General features: G+C 42.2%; 23 protein-coding genes and 1 pseudogene. 21 read left to right on the top strand and 3 right to left on the bottom strand.

All coding sequences use genetic code 11. The features are described 5' to 3' along the window. Window positions 1-40 precede the first annotated feature (40 nt). Window positions 41-226, top strand: coding sequence for a TM2 domain-containing protein (locus ACOT8F_RS10505; protein ID WP_421651768.1), 186 nt, complete (start codon window positions 41-43; stop codon window positions 224-226). Window positions 227-266: 40 nt separating this feature from the next. Here the strand turns inward: ACOT8F_RS10505 and ACOT8F_RS10500 are convergent, their stop codons facing one another. Together ACOT8F_RS10500 and ACOT8F_RS10495 are read right to left on the bottom strand one after the other, a co-directional pair. Further along, window positions 267-434: a hypothetical protein gene (locus ACOT8F_RS10500; RefSeq protein WP_421651767.1), complete on the bottom strand. Its 168-nt coding sequence runs from the start codon at window positions 432-434 to the stop codon at window positions 267-269. A gap of 600 nt (window positions 435-1,034) precedes the next feature. Continuing rightward, the gene (locus ACOT8F_RS10495) at window positions 1,035-1,364 is read right to left on the bottom strand and encodes a CotD family spore coat protein (protein WP_421651766.1); all 330 of its coding nucleotides are present in this window, start codon (window positions 1,362-1,364) and stop codon (window positions 1,035-1,037) included. Between the two features lie 307 nt (window positions 1,365-1,671). Between ACOT8F_RS10495 and ACOT8F_RS10490 the strand changes: the two genes are divergently transcribed. The 17 genes and pseudogenes from ACOT8F_RS10490 to ACOT8F_RS10410 all read left to right on the top strand — a co-directional run. Next, complete coding sequence (locus ACOT8F_RS10490) at window positions 1,672-1,872, top strand: helix-turn-helix transcriptional regulator (RefSeq protein ID WP_421651765.1); 201 nt, start codon at window positions 1,672-1,674, stop codon at window positions 1,870-1,872. A gap of 536 nt (window positions 1,873-2,408) precedes the next feature. Beyond that, the gene (locus ACOT8F_RS10485; protein ID WP_421651938.1) at window positions 2,409-3,572 is read left to right on the top strand and encodes an FtsK/SpoIIIE domain-containing protein; all 1,164 of its coding nucleotides are present in this window, start codon (window positions 2,409-2,411) and stop codon (window positions 3,570-3,572) included. After that, the gene (locus ACOT8F_RS10480) at window positions 3,556-4,227 is read left to right on the top strand and encodes a replication-relaxation family protein (protein ID WP_421651764.1); all 672 of its coding nucleotides are present in this window, start codon (window positions 3,556-3,558) and stop codon (window positions 4,225-4,227) included. The genes ACOT8F_RS10485 and ACOT8F_RS10480 overlap by 17 nt, the downstream gene beginning before the upstream one ends. Before the next feature lie 395 nt (window positions 4,228-4,622). Beyond that, the gene (locus tag ACOT8F_RS10475; protein ID WP_421651763.1) at window positions 4,623-4,910 is read left to right on the top strand and encodes a heterocycloanthracin/sonorensin family bacteriocin; all 288 of its coding nucleotides are present in this window, start codon (window positions 4,623-4,625) and stop codon (window positions 4,908-4,910) included. 445 nt (window positions 4,911-5,355) lie between these two features. Beyond that, window positions 5,356-5,910, top strand: coding sequence for a hypothetical protein (locus tag ACOT8F_RS10470; RefSeq protein WP_421651762.1), 555 nt, complete (start codon window positions 5,356-5,358; stop codon window positions 5,908-5,910). A gap of 432 nt (window positions 5,911-6,342) precedes the next feature. Further along, a complete protein-coding gene (locus tag ACOT8F_RS10465; RefSeq protein ID WP_421651761.1) occupies window positions 6,343-6,789 on the top strand; it encodes a hypothetical protein in 447 nt (148 codons plus the stop codon). 519 nt (window positions 6,790-7,308) lie between these two features. Continuing rightward, a complete protein-coding gene (locus ACOT8F_RS10460; RefSeq protein ID WP_421651760.1) occupies window positions 7,309-7,869 on the top strand; it encodes a hypothetical protein in 561 nt (186 codons plus the stop codon). Between the two features lie 71 nt (window positions 7,870-7,940). Beyond that, the gene (locus tag ACOT8F_RS10455) at window positions 7,941-8,138 is read left to right on the top strand and encodes a helix-turn-helix transcriptional regulator (RefSeq protein ID WP_421651759.1); all 198 of its coding nucleotides are present in this window, start codon (window positions 7,941-7,943) and stop codon (window positions 8,136-8,138) included. 386 nt (window positions 8,139-8,524) lie between these two features. Then, the gene (locus ACOT8F_RS10450) at window positions 8,525-9,049 is read left to right on the top strand and encodes an HNH endonuclease (RefSeq protein WP_421651758.1); all 525 of its coding nucleotides are present in this window, start codon (window positions 8,525-8,527) and stop codon (window positions 9,047-9,049) included. Next, window positions 9,046-9,195, top strand: coding sequence for a hypothetical protein (locus ACOT8F_RS10445; protein WP_421651757.1), 150 nt, complete (start codon window positions 9,046-9,048; stop codon window positions 9,193-9,195). The genes ACOT8F_RS10450 and ACOT8F_RS10445 overlap by 4 nt, the downstream gene beginning before the upstream one ends. A gap of 129 nt (window positions 9,196-9,324) precedes the next feature. Beyond that, complete coding sequence (locus ACOT8F_RS10440) at window positions 9,325-9,708, top strand: hypothetical protein (protein ID WP_421651756.1); 384 nt, start codon at window positions 9,325-9,327, stop codon at window positions 9,706-9,708. A 29-nt stretch (window positions 9,709-9,737) separates the two neighbouring features. Further along, the gene (locus tag ACOT8F_RS10435) at window positions 9,738-10,475 is read left to right on the top strand and encodes a hypothetical protein (protein ID WP_421651755.1); all 738 of its coding nucleotides are present in this window, start codon (window positions 9,738-9,740) and stop codon (window positions 10,473-10,475) included. A 61-nt stretch (window positions 10,476-10,536) separates the two neighbouring features. Beyond that, window positions 10,537-11,169: a hypothetical protein gene (locus ACOT8F_RS10430; protein WP_421651754.1), complete on the top strand. Its 633-nt coding sequence runs from the start codon at window positions 10,537-10,539 to the stop codon at window positions 11,167-11,169. 87 nt (window positions 11,170-11,256) lie between these two features. Further along, window positions 11,257-11,646, top strand: coding sequence for a phBC6A51 family helix-turn-helix protein (locus tag ACOT8F_RS10425; protein ID WP_421651753.1), 390 nt, complete (start codon window positions 11,257-11,259; stop codon window positions 11,644-11,646). Window positions 11,647-11,747: 101 nt separating this feature from the next. Beyond that, window positions 11,748-11,951, top strand: coding sequence for a hypothetical protein (locus ACOT8F_RS10420; RefSeq protein ID WP_421651752.1), 204 nt, complete (start codon window positions 11,748-11,750; stop codon window positions 11,949-11,951). A 109-nt stretch (window positions 11,952-12,060) separates the two neighbouring features. Then, window positions 12,061-12,258 carry a hypothetical protein gene (locus tag ACOT8F_RS10415; protein WP_421651751.1) on the top strand — a complete coding sequence of 66 codons (198 nt, stop codon included), beginning with the start codon at window positions 12,061-12,063 and terminating at the stop codon, window positions 12,256-12,258. A gap of 159 nt (window positions 12,259-12,417) precedes the next feature. After that, window positions 12,418-12,522 (top strand): annotated as a pseudogene (locus tag ACOT8F_RS10410) (iron-sulfur cluster assembly accessory protein); the annotation flags it as partial. 357 nt (window positions 12,523-12,879) lie between these two features. Here the strand turns inward: ACOT8F_RS10410 and yumC are convergent. Next, window positions 12,880-13,878: a ferredoxin--NADP reductase 2 gene (yumC, locus tag ACOT8F_RS10405; RefSeq protein ID WP_421651750.1), complete on the bottom strand. Its 999-nt coding sequence runs from the start codon at window positions 13,876-13,878 to the stop codon at window positions 12,880-12,882. Window positions 13,879-14,279: 401 nt separating this feature from the next. On the opposite strand from yumC, the gene ACOT8F_RS10400 reads away from it, so the two are divergent. The 3 genes from ACOT8F_RS10400 (at window position 14,280) to ACOT8F_RS10390 (ending at window position 16,380) form a co-directional block, all read left to right on the top strand. Further along, window positions 14,280-15,509 carry an NAD(P)/FAD-dependent oxidoreductase gene (locus ACOT8F_RS10400; protein ID WP_421651749.1) on the top strand — a complete coding sequence of 410 codons (1,230 nt, stop codon included), beginning with the start codon at window positions 14,280-14,282 and terminating at the stop codon, window positions 15,507-15,509. 114 nt (window positions 15,510-15,623) lie between these two features. After that, window positions 15,624-16,109: an NUDIX domain-containing protein gene (locus ACOT8F_RS10395; protein WP_421651747.1), complete on the top strand. Its 486-nt coding sequence runs from the start codon at window positions 15,624-15,626 to the stop codon at window positions 16,107-16,109. Window positions 16,110-16,257: 148 nt separating this feature from the next. After that, complete coding sequence (locus ACOT8F_RS10390; RefSeq protein ID WP_421651746.1) at window positions 16,258-16,380, top strand: YuiA family protein; 123 nt, start codon at window positions 16,258-16,260, stop codon at window positions 16,378-16,380. The last annotated feature ends 60 nt before the right edge of the window (window positions 16,381-16,440 follow it).

Below are 16,440 nucleotides of genomic sequence, written 5' to 3'. Positions count from 1 at the left end.
ATAAGGGAGTGTTCGGGAGTGAAAAATAAAGGAATCTATCTTGTTGTGTTTATTTTTCGGAGGAATTGGCGCGCATAAGTTTTATTTAGGACATACGAGTTCAGGCGTAATGTTCCAGCTGTTTAGCTTGACAGCAATTCCGTTAATCATATCTTTTTTTAATTTGCTCGGGCTTATCTTTATGAGCGAAAAGAATTCAACCATCGATATAACTATATGTATATGAAAAACAACTAGCCCGGCCAGGCCAGCCGGGCGTTAATACGTCAGTTTATCCTCGGATTAATTTGATAGATCTTAGTATTATAAATCTTGTTCATAGTTAAAATCGTCTTTGCTATCGTTTCGTCCCGGTTTGCGCCCGTTTGATTTACGGTTACCTTGCCGCAATGAGCAATTGATGTAACCTCGTTATCTTTATAGAATAGTTGCATCCTGAAATCTCCAAATTTAATTGATTCGTAATTTGCCACGATTATCTCCTCCGTATACTAGTAGTACTAATGTCTTATTCTTTTTACATACCTAAAATCCTTTTTAAAAAATAGTAAAGAATGTATAATTAAGGTAAAAATTGTAAAGGGGGATTATAAAATGGATTTGTACGGAAGACTGGAAATATTACGACTTTCCTATCGATATAAATATTAGTTTCTTTTCTTATAGTGATATTAAATCAATAAAAGAGTTTATAGAACTAGTATCCTTGCGCGATAGTATAAATCATAGAAAAGTTTCATTAGAGGTTTCATTTAACGAAGGGACTTTATTTAAATGTGAGAGCTATTCATTTGAAAATAATAAAGTACGTTATGCCCTTGGATCTCATTATGACAGATATAAAGAACTCATTTCTTTTATCGAAAGGCTCTGTTAAAGAATGTTGTAGATTTTCTTATTCAACAAACGAAGCATGATAGTTGAAAAAGCGAGATGGATTTTCATCTCTCTTTTATGCTGTATTTGACCCAAACTGCGTAGTTGAAAATAATTTAGAATAAATGCAAAACCCCCGAATAGGGGGCTTTTAGAAGTTAAAATCCGTATGGTCTAGACGGACAACAAGGATTAACCGGTACTCCGCACATTATATGCTGTTCGCAGCATTCATTTACGCAGGATTCGGTGTGTGGAAAATGGTGTTGATGAGTGGTCATGTGCTTGTTGACTGTAGTGGTGTGAGAAGGGTGAATATTATTTACTACAGTATTGAACAGATTTGTTTTAACATATTGTTTTGTAGGTGAAACTTGTGACGGATCGTACTGAGCAGGAAACGCTTGAGGTGGACAGTATTGAGGCGGACATCCTCCGTGGCCAGGTAAACCATAGCCAATTCCCCCACCATATAAATGACCTGACATTTAATGACCTCCTTATTTGGTTTTTCATCCCTAGTCTATGTAGATTTAGGTATTGTGTACTAGTTGTTTGCCCTAAATCGCAGTACGAAGATAATATTCGTTAGAAAACCAAGTTTACTTATTCAAGTAACGGGTGCTTGAGTTGAAGATGAAATCTACAAAAGGACCTCAAACGGGTCCTTTTTCTTTTTGATGAATTATCAACATTATCGTTTAACAGAGCCTATCGAAAAGATAAAAAAGGCGGTTTCCAATAAAAAGGATATTAAGTCCTAATATCGAAATTACATACCGAGGTGACATCGGTATGCCAGTCCGGAATAAACTTTTCGATATAAGACACGATCTCCGTTTGAAACAGACTGAATTTTCCCGATTGCTTGATTTAAGTCCGCAGCAATATAATCGCTATGAAAAGAATTCCGTCCAGCCAACGTTAGAAATAGCGATCAAAATTTCCGAGAAGCTGGATCGAACTGTCAACGATATTTTCGGGATTATTCGGTAAGGTCCTATTAGGGCCTTTTTTATTTGCCAAAAATAAACCGGTCAAGCAATAAAATTAACCGGCCAGGCAATTTCTTCTCATCAGTTACATATCATCTACTAAGTAGCAGCGAAAAGCCTACCGCAGTTTTTACTAACTAACGGAAAAGTACCGCTACTAATTAATCGGTCTGTCAGCGTTGAAATGGCGGGCTACTAAGGAAGTGTTTAGAGAATGAAGAGGATCGAAGTGGAACGAATGAGCGTAGGCGACTTTCTGCGCGGGCAATACGGTCGAAGGAATCCCGAGCGCCGAACACTCGGTCTAATAACGGCAAGTCCTGGCGCGCTGCTGGATCCGGTCGCCCTAATAGCCGCAGGAGTCGTCCTAATCGCGGTAAATGCCGAGAGTTTCCTGGTTCGAATGGGCTTATACGATATTGCGGACGGAGTCGGAGCTGTCCTGCGGGTTGCCTTACCCGTTGCAGCTTTCGGAGGTTTCCTTTATCTGATGTACAGCAGCCCGTTCATATCGTGGAGGTGAGCGCGTTGAAATCGATGATGACGCACTATCTTAAAATGAAAGCGCGTGGCCGTTTGATGAAAGCATTCGAAGCTGGCGGCATTTATCTGAAACATGGCGATCGCAAGCAGTATCCGCGGATCCATGACGTCAATATTGCTGCAAATTATCTTCGCTATGTTTTCACGATACCCAACGGATTCAATCCGGAGGAGTTATCCGATGCTGAATTCGTATTTCATCAACTTTTCGGAGAGCAGGTCGAGCTTGCCGGCCGGACTAAACGCTTTACTCTGACGGTTTATTTCGAAGGATTGCCGGCTCTGATTCGTTATAATTTCGAGGACTATCGGGAGGTAATCGCGGGCATGCGGCTGCCGGTCATCTGCGGCCGAGACTTGAACGGGCGGGCGTTGGCCTTCGATATGGCGAAACATCCGCATTTACTCATCAGCGGAGAGACTGGCAGTGGCAAGTCTAGCCTTCTTCGCGCCGTGCTAATTACGTGGATTTTGGCGTTTAAACCTGCGGACATACGTATGGTACTGGGCGACCTAAAAAGGGCCGAAATGGGCTTATTTCGCCGGCTAGAGACTGTCTCCGATGTCTGTATGGATGCGGTATCGCTCGGCGCGGCTTTGCGGAACGTGAAAGCGGAATTAGCCAGGCGAGGAGAGCTGCTCGATAAGCACGAAGTCCTCCACGTTAAGGACCTGCCGATGAAGCTGCCGATGATCGTGGTCGTGATCGATGAAGTCGCGCTCATACGCCAGGAAAAGGCGCTGATAGCGATTATTGAGGATATAAGTTCTATCGGTCGGAGCCTAGACGTTTACCTCGTCCTTTCGATGCAGCGTCCGGATTATAAGGTGATGGACGGCCGATTAAAGAATAATCTTACGGTCAGGATAAGCGGACGCCAGTCAAACGCCAAGAATGCGGAGATAGCCGGCGTGCCAGGTGCGCAGGATATTGAAATCAACGAAAAGGGCCGGATGATCCTTGCGGCCGAGAAATTGACGGAGTTTAAGGCGCCATTCGTGGATGAAGAGGAAACTAAGCGGTTGCTGGAACCGTTTAAGGTTGCGCCAGCTACGCAGACATCTGCGCCTATTGAGGAAGTACAGACTCCGGCACAACTGCCCACCATATTCAATACTATCGACGAGGAGGCCATTAAAAATGAGAGCTCGCGATAAAGCTATCATAGACGATCTGGCGCGGTTTCGAGTAATGAGCCGTGATGATATCGCTGATATTCACTTTAGCGGAGTAAAGAGTCCAGAGAACGGCGCCAATTCCGTCCTTAAACGCCTGCATCGGGACAGACTGATCGAGCGCAGCAACAAATTCGTTCCCTTCGTATATATGCCTGCCGACAAGTCGCTAAAGAAGGATAGCGCCAAGATTCCGCACTTTCTCGAACTCGTCCAGGTCTACCGGCAAATGATTCGCTATAAGAAGCCGAAGATCTTCCGAGTGGAGCCAAAGTTAGGCCCGAAGACTCATTTCGCAGAGCCGGACATTTTCGCAATCTGGCGGGGCGGCGTATTCTGGATCGAAGTCCAGCGCTCACTATATTCGGAGGCCGTGATGGCGGAGAAAATAGCGCGCTACGAATCTTACGTACTATCGGAGTTATGGAAAGCCGAAAGCTGGCAGCCGGAGGGAAGAGCGCCGATCCTGCCGGTTCTATTGATTATCACGCCACATATATACGGAGTTCGATCGCTCCATATTAATATAGTAGAAACGGGATCCATTGACGAGTTAGTCGTGAAGGCCGGGGAGCAGCGGAAGCCGGAAGTACGAAGAGCTGCGGGTGCTGGCGGTATCAAAATGGATCTGCGGTAAATAAAAGGCTCTGTTAATTAAAGGCTGTGTTAAAGAATATTGTTGATTTTTAACCAAAAAAAAGACCAATTTAATTCGGTCTTTTGAGTATGTCTTGTTTGGCTAAAGCACCCAGATAGTTTAAGTGTAATACTTCACAATCTTACTCCGATACAAACAAGGGTAAGTAGTCCACTTTTAGTTCACAACAATAATAAGGTTGACGGGGGTACTATGATACTTTTAACGTGAAATAGGCTTTTAAATCAGTAACAGCGACCTAAAAGAAGCATATATTATTGAAGAGAGTACACGTAGTATCTCTTTATTTACACAAAACTGACAAAATTTCTTTATTCAAATCTCTTGATAGATGTCAGTTTAAACTAATTATTGAATAAAAGGTGGAGGTAAAAATGCTCAATTATCAAAATGAACTTCAAACTTTGGGAATGGATAATTTCCAAGTTGGTGAGTTAATTCATATGGATTCTCTCCAAGACCCGCGAATGTTTGGAGGTATGCGTTGCGGTGGCATGATGTGCGGCGGTATGCGTTGCGGCGGCATGATGTGTGGTGGAATGCGTTGCGGTGGCATGATGTGTGGTGGAATGCGTTGCGGTGGCATGATGTGTGGTGGCGGCATGATGTGTGGCGGCATGCGTTGCGGCGGTTTTAGTTGTTTTAGCTGTTTTGGAGGTTAGTAAATTTCAACAAAAAATTGTTTTTTATGAAAAGAAGTGCCCCGCATCATCTGCCGTATGGGCACTTCTTTTTTGCTAAATCATATTGGAAATAGTACATAAAATATAGTACACAATCGTAACGATAAGGAATTCCTTCTTTCACTAAACTGCCAGTTAGTGCAATAAGAAAATCAACAACATTCTTTAACAGAGCCTAATTAAAAAGGACGAGAGCGAGTGGTATTGAATGGCGTTAAGGGAGGATAATTAAGGAGATTTAAAAACTTAGTACAAAATCTTTTTCATCACTATTACGTGAACCCCTTGTAAAGAGGTATCAGAACAAAAAGCCCAACAATAGGTCTATTGGCTCACATTCCCTGACAAAAAAGACCTATACAACTTCTCTTCTTTTCATTAATATTTAAAGTGGAAAAAAATTAAATGGCAAAGGAGGACAAAAATGAAGAAGGGATTGGTTTTGATTTTGGCTTTACTGTCTTTTTCAGTGTTTTCGGAAAAGGCATTCGCTGCCACTTGGGTCAATGGATATATGAAATCAAATGGAACATATGTAAGCGGGCATTACAGAAGTGATCCTGATGGAAACTTCTACAACAACTGGAGTACATACGGAAATACCAATCCCTATACGGGAGAGGCTGGATACAAAAGATACGATTATAATTCTTATACGCCAAGCTATTCATCCAGCTATGATTCTTCTTTAAGCAGCTACTCAAACTACGATTCTTCTTTAAGCAGCTACTCAAACTACGATTCTTCTTTAAGCAGCTACTCAAACTACGATTCTTCTTATGACAGCTCTTCTTATGACGATTATTCTACTTACGATGATTATTCTACTTATGATGATTACAACTCCTACGATGACTATTCAACGTTAGATACTTCGTATGATGATTACAGCTCTTATGACAATTATAACAATAGTTACTCAGACGATAGCAGCAGCTATTACGCCAGCGGAAGCGGTTATGAATTATATGGTGAATAAGAAAAGAAATAAAAAGACCCGAGGGCTGCTAAAACCTCGGGTCTTTTCTATACATTCAACTGAAAGGGATTTGTAACTAGTGAGTTCGCAAACGAAAAGTCGGTTGAAATATCTAAAACTTCAACAAAGGAGCAGGAGGATGATGGCTACAACCATTGTCAGCATATAACGAAGATCGTAGCGGCAAGAGGCGGGCCAGGTACGGTCTTTTTTTATTTTCGGAAAAACTGCGCCATTTAAAAATTTTAGTCTAACTAATTTATGAAGAACTTTCGGAAAAACTGCGCGAAAACAGCAACTTAACTCACAAGAAGTAGTAGAGGAATTTTTTTTCGGAAAAAGTTGGGGAAATCTCACGCGAAATTGACAAGTACACGGGTATTATAAGTGACGGCTTTTTTAAGCGGTCAAAAATAAAAGGAGGAGATAACGTTGGCTAATCAGCAAATTTTCGACAAACGCAACCCCGGCAATAACGAAAAATTCTTCATTCCGCTTCCAAGCGACGCCCGCCACTACATTCACCATGAACGCATGAGCGCAGACAAAATGTTCCTCTACGCACTAATCATCGACCTTTATAACCCGGACATCGGCTGCGCATTCCCGGCACTCGATACCCTGGCGGTCAAATACGGAAAGGTTCCGGACACTACGAGTAAGCATCTGGACGATTTAAAGGCGGTCGGCCTGATCGATTTTCCCGAAAAGGGTTATTACGTGCCGATGGTTCCGTTAAGTGAGAAGGCCTTTTTCGAAGAGTTTCCGGATGCCTTCGCCAATTATCAGACGTCGATAAAACGATGGGAAGTCCGGAAGACGGCGGCAGTTGACCGAATGAAAAAATGGAGGGCCGAGAGAGGTTACGCTAATAATTAGGGACGGTTACACCTAACGAGCAAGGGTAACGTCCTTTACGTTTATGTGTTAACTAGAAGTACTAACGAGACTTATAACGAGACTTAAAATAATAGCGCGCTAAAGAAACGGAGTTAAAGAGATAACGATAATATTCACTAACGTTCATATTATCGGCAATCCTTTCTATCGAAAGAATTGCCTTAATAATAGGCGCTAATCCATTTATCGATGGTCTTATAAAAGAATAAAAGAAAGGGGGACCAACACCAAGACCAGCCGGCAGAGCTAGGGATCCAAAAAGGTAAAAATAAAAGCGTCGAAAGGGGAAAACCATGTTCTTATCAAAAGAAGAAAGAAGCCATTTTCGAAGTACATCAGTTTATCAAAGCCCATAACGATTCAGATTTCGAAGTTCGGAAGGTTCTAGTCCAATATTTTTTTAGTGACTGGCGCCTTAGGATAAATCTTTTCAATAAGATAATGCGGCATCCCTTCGTTAAGAAAAAGAGTGGTACGTTTTATTGCGTCCATGACATAATGACGGACTGGCTACTCGCTATTGACCAGGTTGCTGAGCGTGAAGAGGAATATCCCGTTTATAACGTGCTGAAACGCACCAGGGACGCTCGGAAAAGGGCCGCCAAAGAATTAGCGATAGTAACGCTCGATAGCGACGAGGATACATTGCCGCCGTTCACAGTCGAAGAGAAAGCGATCAGCGTAAGGGATCCGATTGAGGAAATATTCTTCTCGGAAGATAAAGCGGAATCTGTTGAGGAGTTCACAGCGTTAATCGAAAAAGTGAAGACCGAAGAGGACTATTATGTGAACAAATATGCGGATGAATCGCCGTGGAACGAAAAACAACCGAAGAAAAAGCGGACGTTCAGGGAAGTTCGGAGTGCAATCCGAAAATTAGACACTAATAGAATACGAGTTTGCAAGGAATGCAACGGTGCTTTTTATGCGCACGACGGCCGAAGACATGTTTGCGATGTTCAAAAATATCCTGGGAATAATTTGTCGGCTTGTGAGGTGAAAATTCATAGAAAAAGGTCGGATTCACGCTATTTAGCGCAGAAAAAAGCCATTATGTAGTATAGGGCAGATAGCCCATTTTATTTAAGTATTTGTAAGAAAGGGAGGGAATTGCTATGGATGGTAAAACGATGAAGGCGATTAGACATTACTATGGTTATTCACAGCCGGAGTTTTCGAAAATTATCGGAGTAGCAGAAGGGACAATAGCGGCCATCGAAACCAATCGCAGAAATATGGGCGAGAAGGTAAGATTCAAACTATCCCAGAAGTTCGAGTTAACAGACGATCTTCTAACCGCGATCGAGCGTTATAAGAAGTTCACTTAATTTTTTTCACATTAATATTAAATGAATCTATAATTATCCAATTATATCATAACACTAAAAATTAGAGCCGTCAAGTGCTCCGATGATGCTACGGCGAAGGTGCGAAATAAGACAAGAGCGAGGTGAGTGAATTGAGCGAGAGAGTTACGGTTTTACTAGCATACCTAGACGGTCTTTGTAAACTACAAGTATCTGGCGTAAAGGTCCATGCGGAAATGCACGAGGTACTACAACAAATTAAGGACGAAATAAAAAAATAATTAATTAACTGAGAGAGCGAGTGAGTGAGCGATGAGAGAAGAGACTATGCGCGAAATGGACGATATTTTAGAGATATTAAGAGGCATGAACGAGAAGCTGGACGGTTTACGGGGCGGTGTGGCGCGATGAATGAACTTTACTGCCGAAATTGCGATAAATGGAAGCCATTAAATGCGATGAAGAAAGAGAAACGTAATCGATCCGGCTATATGAATATGTGCAATCAGTGTCATTACGCCAAATATAAAAAGAATCTCAGGATTCGGATTGACAATTCTCGGAAAAAAGCTGATGAGTACGGAGTAATGAACGTGCTATTAAAGGCAGAGTTTGCGGAAGTAAAAGCGAAAAAGCGCTGCATTTATTGCGGGAATGAAATTTCCGGATTTAACTCGACCGTCGATCACGTAACACCGATGAAACTCGGAGGTCCAAACGCCCGAGCAAATGTTGTTCAGGCATGCCGAAGCTGTAATTCGTCTAAAAACCATAAACCGGTCTATCAATTCTACCTCGAATCGGAAACGTTCACCGACGAACTTTACGCAGCGTTCCTGGACGAATTCAGCCAGCGAAACATCGGAACACCGGAACAACTCGACGAAGTATTACGGCAGCAGTACGAAGCCGAGGTCGGAGCCGGAGCATGATTTATATATCGAATGGAATATACGCAGAGCACGCCCTGAAAAGCGGTCTGGATCCAATCGCCTTGATTTACGACGCGGATCGATGGCTTGCTGCAGGGCTTTTTGTATTAACGGAAGGAGGTACGCATGGGAAGACGCAAGCCTAAAGACGTAGCATTTTCGAAGTTAAGCCAGCGAAAGCAGCGGAAATATCTGGCGGCAAAGTCTCCTATGGGGTGTAAGGAGAAAAATTGGACCGCGTTCGTGTTCGCAAGGCTAAAGGAGGAGAAAGGCGAATGAAAACTCCGATTGAACAAGTCGCGCGAGTTTACGTCCGGATTGAGGAATCGGCGGGAGAATATGGGCTTGGCGCCGAGGTTTACTGCGAATCTGAATTGAAACGCATCTATTCGCTGTTCTTGCCTTCGGAAATCAATTCGAAGCGACAAGGCTATTTATACGGGATGAAGCAGATTTTATCCGAACTGCCAAACACCTATACGCTCGCCGTTTTGACGGGATCATGCCAGCACTTTCTTAATAAAGACGAGCTAAATCGGAAATTATCGAAGTTTACGAACGCAAAGCTGCTGTTTTGTAAAAAGCCGATAAAGCCGGGTTGCTACGAGTTGGTAGAGGACGCATTGCGGAGAAGGGGCGACATTGTCGCTGATTTATAAAAAACTAACTATAAAAGGGGATTTAAACAATGAGCAAATTTAAAGAGATGATTGCACATTACGAAAAGGCACAAGAGATTTCGGGATCAACTACTGGACTTGTTGGCACAACGAACCAGCTATATCGGGAAGAAATAAGAAAATTAGAAATGGATCAAGACCTTTCTGATAAAGGTAAACAACGCAGAAGAGAAGAGATTCAAAGAGAATTCGGGGATGCATTTATTAAGAATGCCAGAACGATGAACCAAGAAAGAAAAAGCAGCCTTATCAGCGCTAGAACTGCAGCTAAGCAAGTTATAAATGAGGATCCAGTGAAACCGTTAGGAATGGATCTCAAAGAGTTCGAGCGTAACTTATCGAACTTGAAACTTGATGTCCTACTCGAAACAAACCCAACAAACGCTATAAAAAAGCTGCAGGATTTCGTAGGCGAGCAGGAAAATCCGTATATGGCGAAACAACTATTAGAAAGCTTCCCAGAAATCGCTAAATCTGTCCTAGACGGAACATCGGGGCCAAATACTGGCAAATTCAAAAGCGATCTTCAATCTGTATTAACTACAGTACGCAGCAAAGCCGTTACAGATGAGCAAAGGAAAGCTGCAGAGATTTATCAACTCGCGGAAAATCAGTACGTTAGAAACCTCTTTTTGGCAGATAGCGTTGAAATCCAATCACTCAGAGCAAATCTCGGACAAAAAGTCGCTTCATATGCAAACACGCCAGAACTTTATAGAACAAAAGAAGAAGAAACTCAACAATAATAGGGCGCCATTTCGGCGTCTTTTTACATTAAAAAAACTAAAAAAACGGGGGAATTTTAAAATGGCAAAGCAACGTACAAAAAACACGGTAATAGCGGAATTCAAGGCATTACATCAGCAGGAAATGGAAGCACGCCAGCAGCTACTCGAAAAACAATTGGAACTACAATCGAAACTAGCCGAACTAGACAGCAACCTAGCTGATCATCAAGCCGCATCTGTAACGGATATTTCGGAAAAAGCACTTAGCGAGGAAGCATCTATCCGCCTGCAAATCGCGGAGACAGACGGCATGCTAACCACGATCAACGAAAAGCTGGCTCGCCTGGCATTTACGGAAGAGACGGCCGTACTAAGAAAAGAGGCCCTCGAATTGGCGAAGTCCGAAGCGCTAGAAAAGTATGACCAGGAGTTGCCGGTGCTGCTCGAAAAAATAGCGGAAGCTAAAAAAGCATACCTCGGACTACTTGCCGATTATCATGCGCTTAAAAAGGAAAGCCGCCAATCGGTCATCGATATAGCGCAAAAGGTCGGGCGTTCGGTTGATAATGTAGACTTGCCGAATGTTCGCGAGATAAAGACGTACCGTATGACTAACATGCAATCGTGTGGAGCGCGTGCTAACTCGGCAGGTGAACGACGCTTTGAAGACTGGCGCAGGTGGCAGCGTTCATATAGCCAAACTCGCGGATAACATTATCGTTCGCGAAGAGGCAGACATCGATAAAATTGCGGATAAATTGGCGATGAAAATGTATAGAATCGGAGGAGGAATAGCGTAATGGCAACTTTAACGGCAGAACAGCACATTGCGGTCAAGTATCTGGCGCAGGTTAAGCGCGGCGGACTAAAGCAGGAGGAGATCGCCCAGGAATGCGGGGTCACTCGTCAAACGCTCTATCGCTGGCGCAAGGATCCGTTATTTCAGCAGGAGTTGAAGCAGGAAATCGTCCGGAACACGCAGGACCGGCTACCGGAAATCATGGACGCGCTTGCTGACCATGCGATCAAGTCCGGCAATGCGGCCGCGGCGAAGCTAATCTTGCAAGCTAACGGCATGCTGACGGATAAGGTCGAGGTTATCAAGCCGGAAGTCGAGCGGTCAGGGATCGATTATGACGCGATTGACGCGGAGATTGATGCTGCGGCGAAAGATTTCGAATTGAATTAATAAAGATTGGCGGAGTTGGCTACGGCTGGCTCCGCCTTTTTTTTTGTTTGAACGAGGAGGAAAATAATGGAACTTGTCGAAGTATTAAGAGAGGTGATATTATGAAGATTAAGTATTTTAACGATGTGGACACTGTTTGTGAAATGGAGTCAAACGATGTTGCCGGCGTAATCGCGGCTGTAGAAAAAACGGACTATTTATATTTTCAAGAAGATGTGTACAAGTTTGAATATTTCCGTTTTAATCATTACTTAGAAAATAACGAATGGCAAGAAAAGCTGATCGTTTACATGACTAACGACTGAAGCATCCTAATATGGGTGCTTTTTATTTGTAATTTATAGGAACGTACGTTTTGTTTTCGGTTATAATAATCGTGAGGTGATCGCGATGAATAAGCCGCGATATCGGATAATGCTAACGAAATCGACGCCAACAGGGAATACCGAAATACACATCATGGACTGGAAGCAAGGCGGGATCTGGCGCTTTACCATCGATGAGATCGACGGAGATAAGCTACCGCCGGCCCTGGTCGAATACATAAACGGAATACTGCCGGATATTAAGGACGGCCGCTGGCATTATGGAACGTTCACAATCCGAAAATAACGCTTGTATGGCTTGTCCGGTTTGGGTATGATAGAGATAACGTAATCCATCGCTATGCAGTAGCGTTGATAACAACCCATACCGATAAAAACAATCGTCGCACTAGCGGCGCAAACGTTGATGTGACCGGATTTATCTACCGTCAAACTGACCGTTAGGGTGTCCGGGGGATTTACGATTGATAATCCTAATGCCATCGCTTCATGCGGCTGCGGTTCATCTTTCAGAACGGCAGTTAACGCTGGTACTCCTGAAGAGTGCTAATTTGAATTCGAATCTATTTTTTGAAAGTCAGCTTTTTTTGGCTGGCTTTTTTTATTTGGCTCTTTTCTTAAACTTTGTTGCTCATGACCCTATATTTAGTCCAACAAACCATTTATAAGGCAAGAAGAAAAGATGCCCCGAAGCAAGACTAAATGCGTGATAACAGCTTTTACGAATAGCAACAATCTCTGCGAAAACTGCCTTTTAATTAAAGGCTGTTTCTCTGAATCAGCGGGCTGAGCTGAAATATCAGCGGCATTTCCATTTTTATCGGCGGACGAAAGCAGGAATCATCCCCAACAAATATTATAGAGCCATAAAAGAAAAGCCGCTCAGTTGAGAGCGGCTTAAACTTATTTATTTTCCTTCAAATAAGCTTGTACTGTGCAGCGGCTGAACGCGCGCTTTTGGATCCATGTAAGCTTTTGCGTTATTAACAGCAGTTGGAGCTTCACCAAATCCGCTTGCAATCAGGTTAACTTTTCCTTCATATGTGCAAATATCTCCTGCAGCATAAATGCCTTCGATATTAGTTTCCATTTTACTATTAACCAGAATAGAGTTTTTCTCAATTTCAAGATCCCAGTTTTTGATCGGGCCAAGGGAAGATACAAAACCGTAGTTGACAATCAGTTCATCTACATCAATGATTTCTTTGTGATCACCTTTTACTTCTTCAAGAACGATTTGCTCGATATGATCTTCGCCGTGCAGTTCAGTAGGAACATAAGGAGTTTTAATTTCTACTTTCGAATTTTTCAGAAGCTCAACACTATGTTCATGCGCACGGAATTTGTCACGGCGATGAACAAGGATCACTTTTTCAGCTACAGGTTCAAGCATGAGAGCCCAGTCAACAGCAGAGTCCCCGCCACCGCAAAGCATAACGCGTTTTCCTGAGAAGTAGTTCATATCTTCTACAAAATAGTGGAGATTTTTTTTCTCATATTTAGCAGCGTCTTCAAGTTCCATTTTACGAGGCTGGAACGCACCGTTTCCAGCTGTAATAATCAGCGTTTTAGAATAATGAATTTCACTGTTTGTCGTCAGCTTGAATACTCCGTCAGCCTGCTTTTCGACACCTTCAACAGCCTGTTCCAGACAAACAGCAGGTTCAAACTGAGCCATTTGCTGTTTTAGATTATTGACAAGTTCCTGAGCACGGATTTTCGGAAATCCGGCAACATCATATATGTACTTCTCAGGATAGAGGGCAGATAGCTGTCCGCCAAGCTGAGGCAAGCTTTCAATTATTTTTACGCTAGCCTGTCTCATACCGCCGTAAAAAGCTGTGAATAAGCCGACTGGCCCGCCTCCGATAATGGTAATGTCATAAATCTTTGTATCTTCCTTCACATAAAGTCCCCCCAGCAAAAAATATTCTTAATGAATAACATAATATCATATTTCGGGTGTGCAAAATGTATTAACATTATGGAAAAGTGCACCTCATTAAAGCAATGCGGTAATACGTTAAATATAATCATAATCAATTATACAGAATTCTACAATATTTTTGGAATTTTCTTACCTCTTATTAGGAATAATTTATAGCTTGAAAATATATGTCGAAAAGAATATGATTATATATAGACATTATTGTTAATTTTATGTGAAGTATTTTCCTACCATTTTGGCCTTTTGCGGAAAAGTAAGTGAAGGTTTTCACAATCTTTATTGCAAAAAAAGAAATAATATGTTGAAAAAGGGCAGAAGATAACATTAGCTATTTTTATACCCTACAACAAATCTGTTAAATGGATGTGATTCATTTGAGAAAGCCAAAAGTTCTTATTTTAGGTGCAGGTTACGGCGGATTGATGACAGTTACACGTCTTCAGAAGCATTTGGGTGTGAACGATGCAGAAATCACACTTGTGAACAAAAATGATTACCACTATGAAACAACATGGCTTCATGAAGCTTCTGCTGGTACGATTCATCATGACAAAGCCCGTTACATGGTAAAAGACGTTATTAACTCTGGACGCGTTAACTTTGTAAAAGGATCTGTTACAGCAATTAACAAAGAAGCAAAAAAAGTTATTCTTGAAGATGGCGAGCTTGAGTATGACTATCTTGTTGTTGCACTCGGATCTCACCCGGAAACTTTCGGCATCAAAGGCTTGAAAGAATACGCGTTTGGCATCACAAATATTAATGCAGCACGTCAATTGCGCGAGCATATCGAACTTCAATTTGCAACATACAACACGGAAGAAGTAAAACGAAAAGAACGTTTATCTATCGTTGTAGGCGGTGCCGGATTTACAGGTATTGAATTCCTTGGAGAACTTGCTGAACGTGTTCCAGAACTTTGCCGCGAGTACGATATTGACCAAAAAGATGTCCGCATTATCTGTGTGGAAGCAGCACCAACAGCACTTCCAGGCTTTGATCCGGAATTGATTGAGTACGCAGTGAACTTCCTTGAGCAAAGAGGAGTAGAATTCAAAATCGGTACAGCTATTAAAGAATGTACTGAAGAAGGCATCATCGTTGCAAAAGATGAGCAAATGGAAGAAATTAAAGCTGATACTGTTGTTTGGGCAGCAGGTGTCCGCGGTAACAGCGTTGTAGAAGAAGCAGGCTTTGAAAATATGCGCGGCCGTGTAAAAGTTTCTCCAGAGCTTCGCGCTCCTGGTCATGACGAAGTCTTCATCATTGGTGATTGCTCTTTAATCATCAACGAAGAAATCAACCGTCCATTCCCTCCGACTGCACAGATTGCTATGCAGCAGGGTGAAACTTGCGCGAAAAACCTGGCAGCATTGATCCGCCAGCAAGGACAGCTAGAACAATTCAAACCGGACATCAAAGGTACAGTTGCTTCACTTGGTGAAAGCAATGCCGTTGGTGTAGCATTCGGTAAAAAATTGTACGGCACAAAAGCATCCTTTATGAAGAAAATGATCGATAACCGTGCATTATTCATGGTTGGCGGTCCTGGAATGGTTCTGAAAAAAGGTAAATTCAAATTCTTTTAATTTTAAATGATAAAATAGGAAAAAGGCAAAAGCATTCAGGCTTTTGCCTTTTTTATATAACCTTTTAAATTGAGATTATAAAGCAGCTGATTCATTAGGGAGGCAGGAATATACATGAGTGAAGAAAAAAGGGGAAAAGTATGGATTGCAGTAGCGGGACTTGTGACTGATGCTGAAGGAAATTGGCTTGTTGTCAAAAAGAAATATGGAGGTCTTAAAGGCAAATGGTCTCTTCCTGCAGGCTTTGTGAATCATAATGAAACGATTGATCAGGCGATTGTTAGAGAAATAAAAGAAGAATCGGGAGTTATGGCTGAACTGGAGGGTGTTATCGGTATCCGCTCCGGTGTCATTAAAGAAAAAATCAGTGACAACATGATCATATTTAAACTGAAAGCCCCCCAAACAGAAGTGATGGCTCAGGAGAAGGAGCTGTTTGAGGCGGCATTTATACACCCGGAAACACTGAAAAAGGATCCAGATGCTTCATTGCTGCTGCTTTCTTTTCTGCAAAAAGAAGTGCAGCCAGCTTTTAGAACGTATAAAGAATTTGATCCTGGAGATCAGTTTGGATATACCGCTTATCATCTATTTTTATAATATTCAAAATAATAAGAAAATAAGAGAATGGACGAGAAAAAGCTTAATGTACTCGCTTACATAAGAAGATTTGTGAGTTTTTCTCCCTTTATTCTTGACAGAATACCTGTTATCTTAATAGTCAATAAAAACAAAAGGGGAGACTTTCATGAATACGACAAAGGCAGAAAAAAAGGTTTGTCCATACTGTTCCGGAAAAGGCTATTTTCAGCTATTGCTTGGAGGATCTGAGACATGCGATTGCTGTCAGGGAACTGGAAAGAAAGCGTAAAAATTTCCAAAATCAGATTGACTAGCTTAGCACCCTTTCAGTAAACTTAAGATGGGTAAT

This window comes from Chryseobacillus diguaensis (assembly GCF_049220665.1).
GTDB lineage: Bacteria > Bacillota > Bacilli > Bacillales > Bacillaceae > Metabacillus_B.
Note: the sequence above shows the minus strand (reverse complement) of the source record. Positions and strands in the feature narration are given on the sequence as shown.

Excerpts from the sequence above, each read along its gene's own strand:
- ACOT8F_RS10490 (WP_421651765.1), top strand. The coding sequence starts at position 1,672 with ATGCCAGTCCGGAATAAACTTTTCGATATAAGACACGATCTCCGTTTG.
- ACOT8F_RS10395 (WP_421651747.1), top strand. The coding sequence starts at position 15,624 with ATGAGTGAAGAAAAAAGGGGAAAAGTATGGATTGCAGTAGCGGGACTT.
- ACOT8F_RS10445 (WP_421651757.1), top strand. The coding sequence starts at position 9,046 with ATGATTTATATATCGAATGGAATATACGCAGAGCACGCCCTGAAAAGC.
- ACOT8F_RS10470 (WP_421651762.1), top strand. The coding sequence starts at position 5,356 with ATGAAGAAGGGATTGGTTTTGATTTTGGCTTTACTGTCTTTTTCAGTG.
- ACOT8F_RS10435 (WP_421651755.1), top strand. The coding sequence starts at position 9,738 with ATGAGCAAATTTAAAGAGATGATTGCACATTACGAAAAGGCACAAGAG.
- ACOT8F_RS10475 (WP_421651763.1), top strand. The coding sequence starts at position 4,623 with ATGCTCAATTATCAAAATGAACTTCAAACTTTGGGAATGGATAATTTC.
- ACOT8F_RS10400 (WP_421651749.1), top strand. The coding sequence starts at position 14,280 with ATGGATGTGATTCATTTGAGAAAGCCAAAAGTTCTTATTTTAGGTGCA.
- ACOT8F_RS10485 (WP_421651938.1), top strand. The coding sequence starts at position 2,409 with ATGATGACGCACTATCTTAAAATGAAAGCGCGTGGCCGTTTGATGAAA.
- ACOT8F_RS10480 (WP_421651764.1), top strand. The coding sequence starts at position 3,556 with ATGAGAGCTCGCGATAAAGCTATCATAGACGATCTGGCGCGGTTTCGA.
- ACOT8F_RS10440 (WP_421651756.1), top strand. The coding sequence starts at position 9,325 with ATGAAAACTCCGATTGAACAAGTCGCGCGAGTTTACGTCCGGATTGAG.
- ACOT8F_RS10455 (WP_421651759.1), top strand. The coding sequence starts at position 7,941 with ATGAAGGCGATTAGACATTACTATGGTTATTCACAGCCGGAGTTTTCG.
- ACOT8F_RS10390 (WP_421651746.1), top strand. The coding sequence starts at position 16,258 with ATGAATACGACAAAGGCAGAAAAAAAGGTTTGTCCATACTGTTCCGGA.
- ACOT8F_RS10460 (WP_421651760.1), top strand. The coding sequence starts at position 7,309 with ATGACGGACTGGCTACTCGCTATTGACCAGGTTGCTGAGCGTGAAGAG.
- ACOT8F_RS10425 (WP_421651753.1), top strand. The coding sequence starts at position 11,257 with ATGGCAACTTTAACGGCAGAACAGCACATTGCGGTCAAGTATCTGGCG.
- ACOT8F_RS10500 (WP_421651767.1), bottom strand. The coding sequence starts at position 434 with ATGCAACTATTCTATAAAGATAACGAGGTTACATCAATTGCTCATTGC.
- ACOT8F_RS10420 (WP_421651752.1), top strand. The coding sequence starts at position 11,748 with ATGAAGATTAAGTATTTTAACGATGTGGACACTGTTTGTGAAATGGAG.
- ACOT8F_RS10450 (WP_421651758.1), top strand. The coding sequence starts at position 8,525 with ATGAATGAACTTTACTGCCGAAATTGCGATAAATGGAAGCCATTAAAT.
- ACOT8F_RS10430 (WP_421651754.1), top strand. The coding sequence starts at position 10,537 with ATGGCAAAGCAACGTACAAAAAACACGGTAATAGCGGAATTCAAGGCA.
- ACOT8F_RS10495 (WP_421651766.1), bottom strand. The coding sequence starts at position 1,364 with ATGTCAGGTCATTTATATGGTGGGGGAATTGGCTATGGTTTACCTGGC.
- ACOT8F_RS10415 (WP_421651751.1), top strand. The coding sequence starts at position 12,061 with ATGCTAACGAAATCGACGCCAACAGGGAATACCGAAATACACATCATG.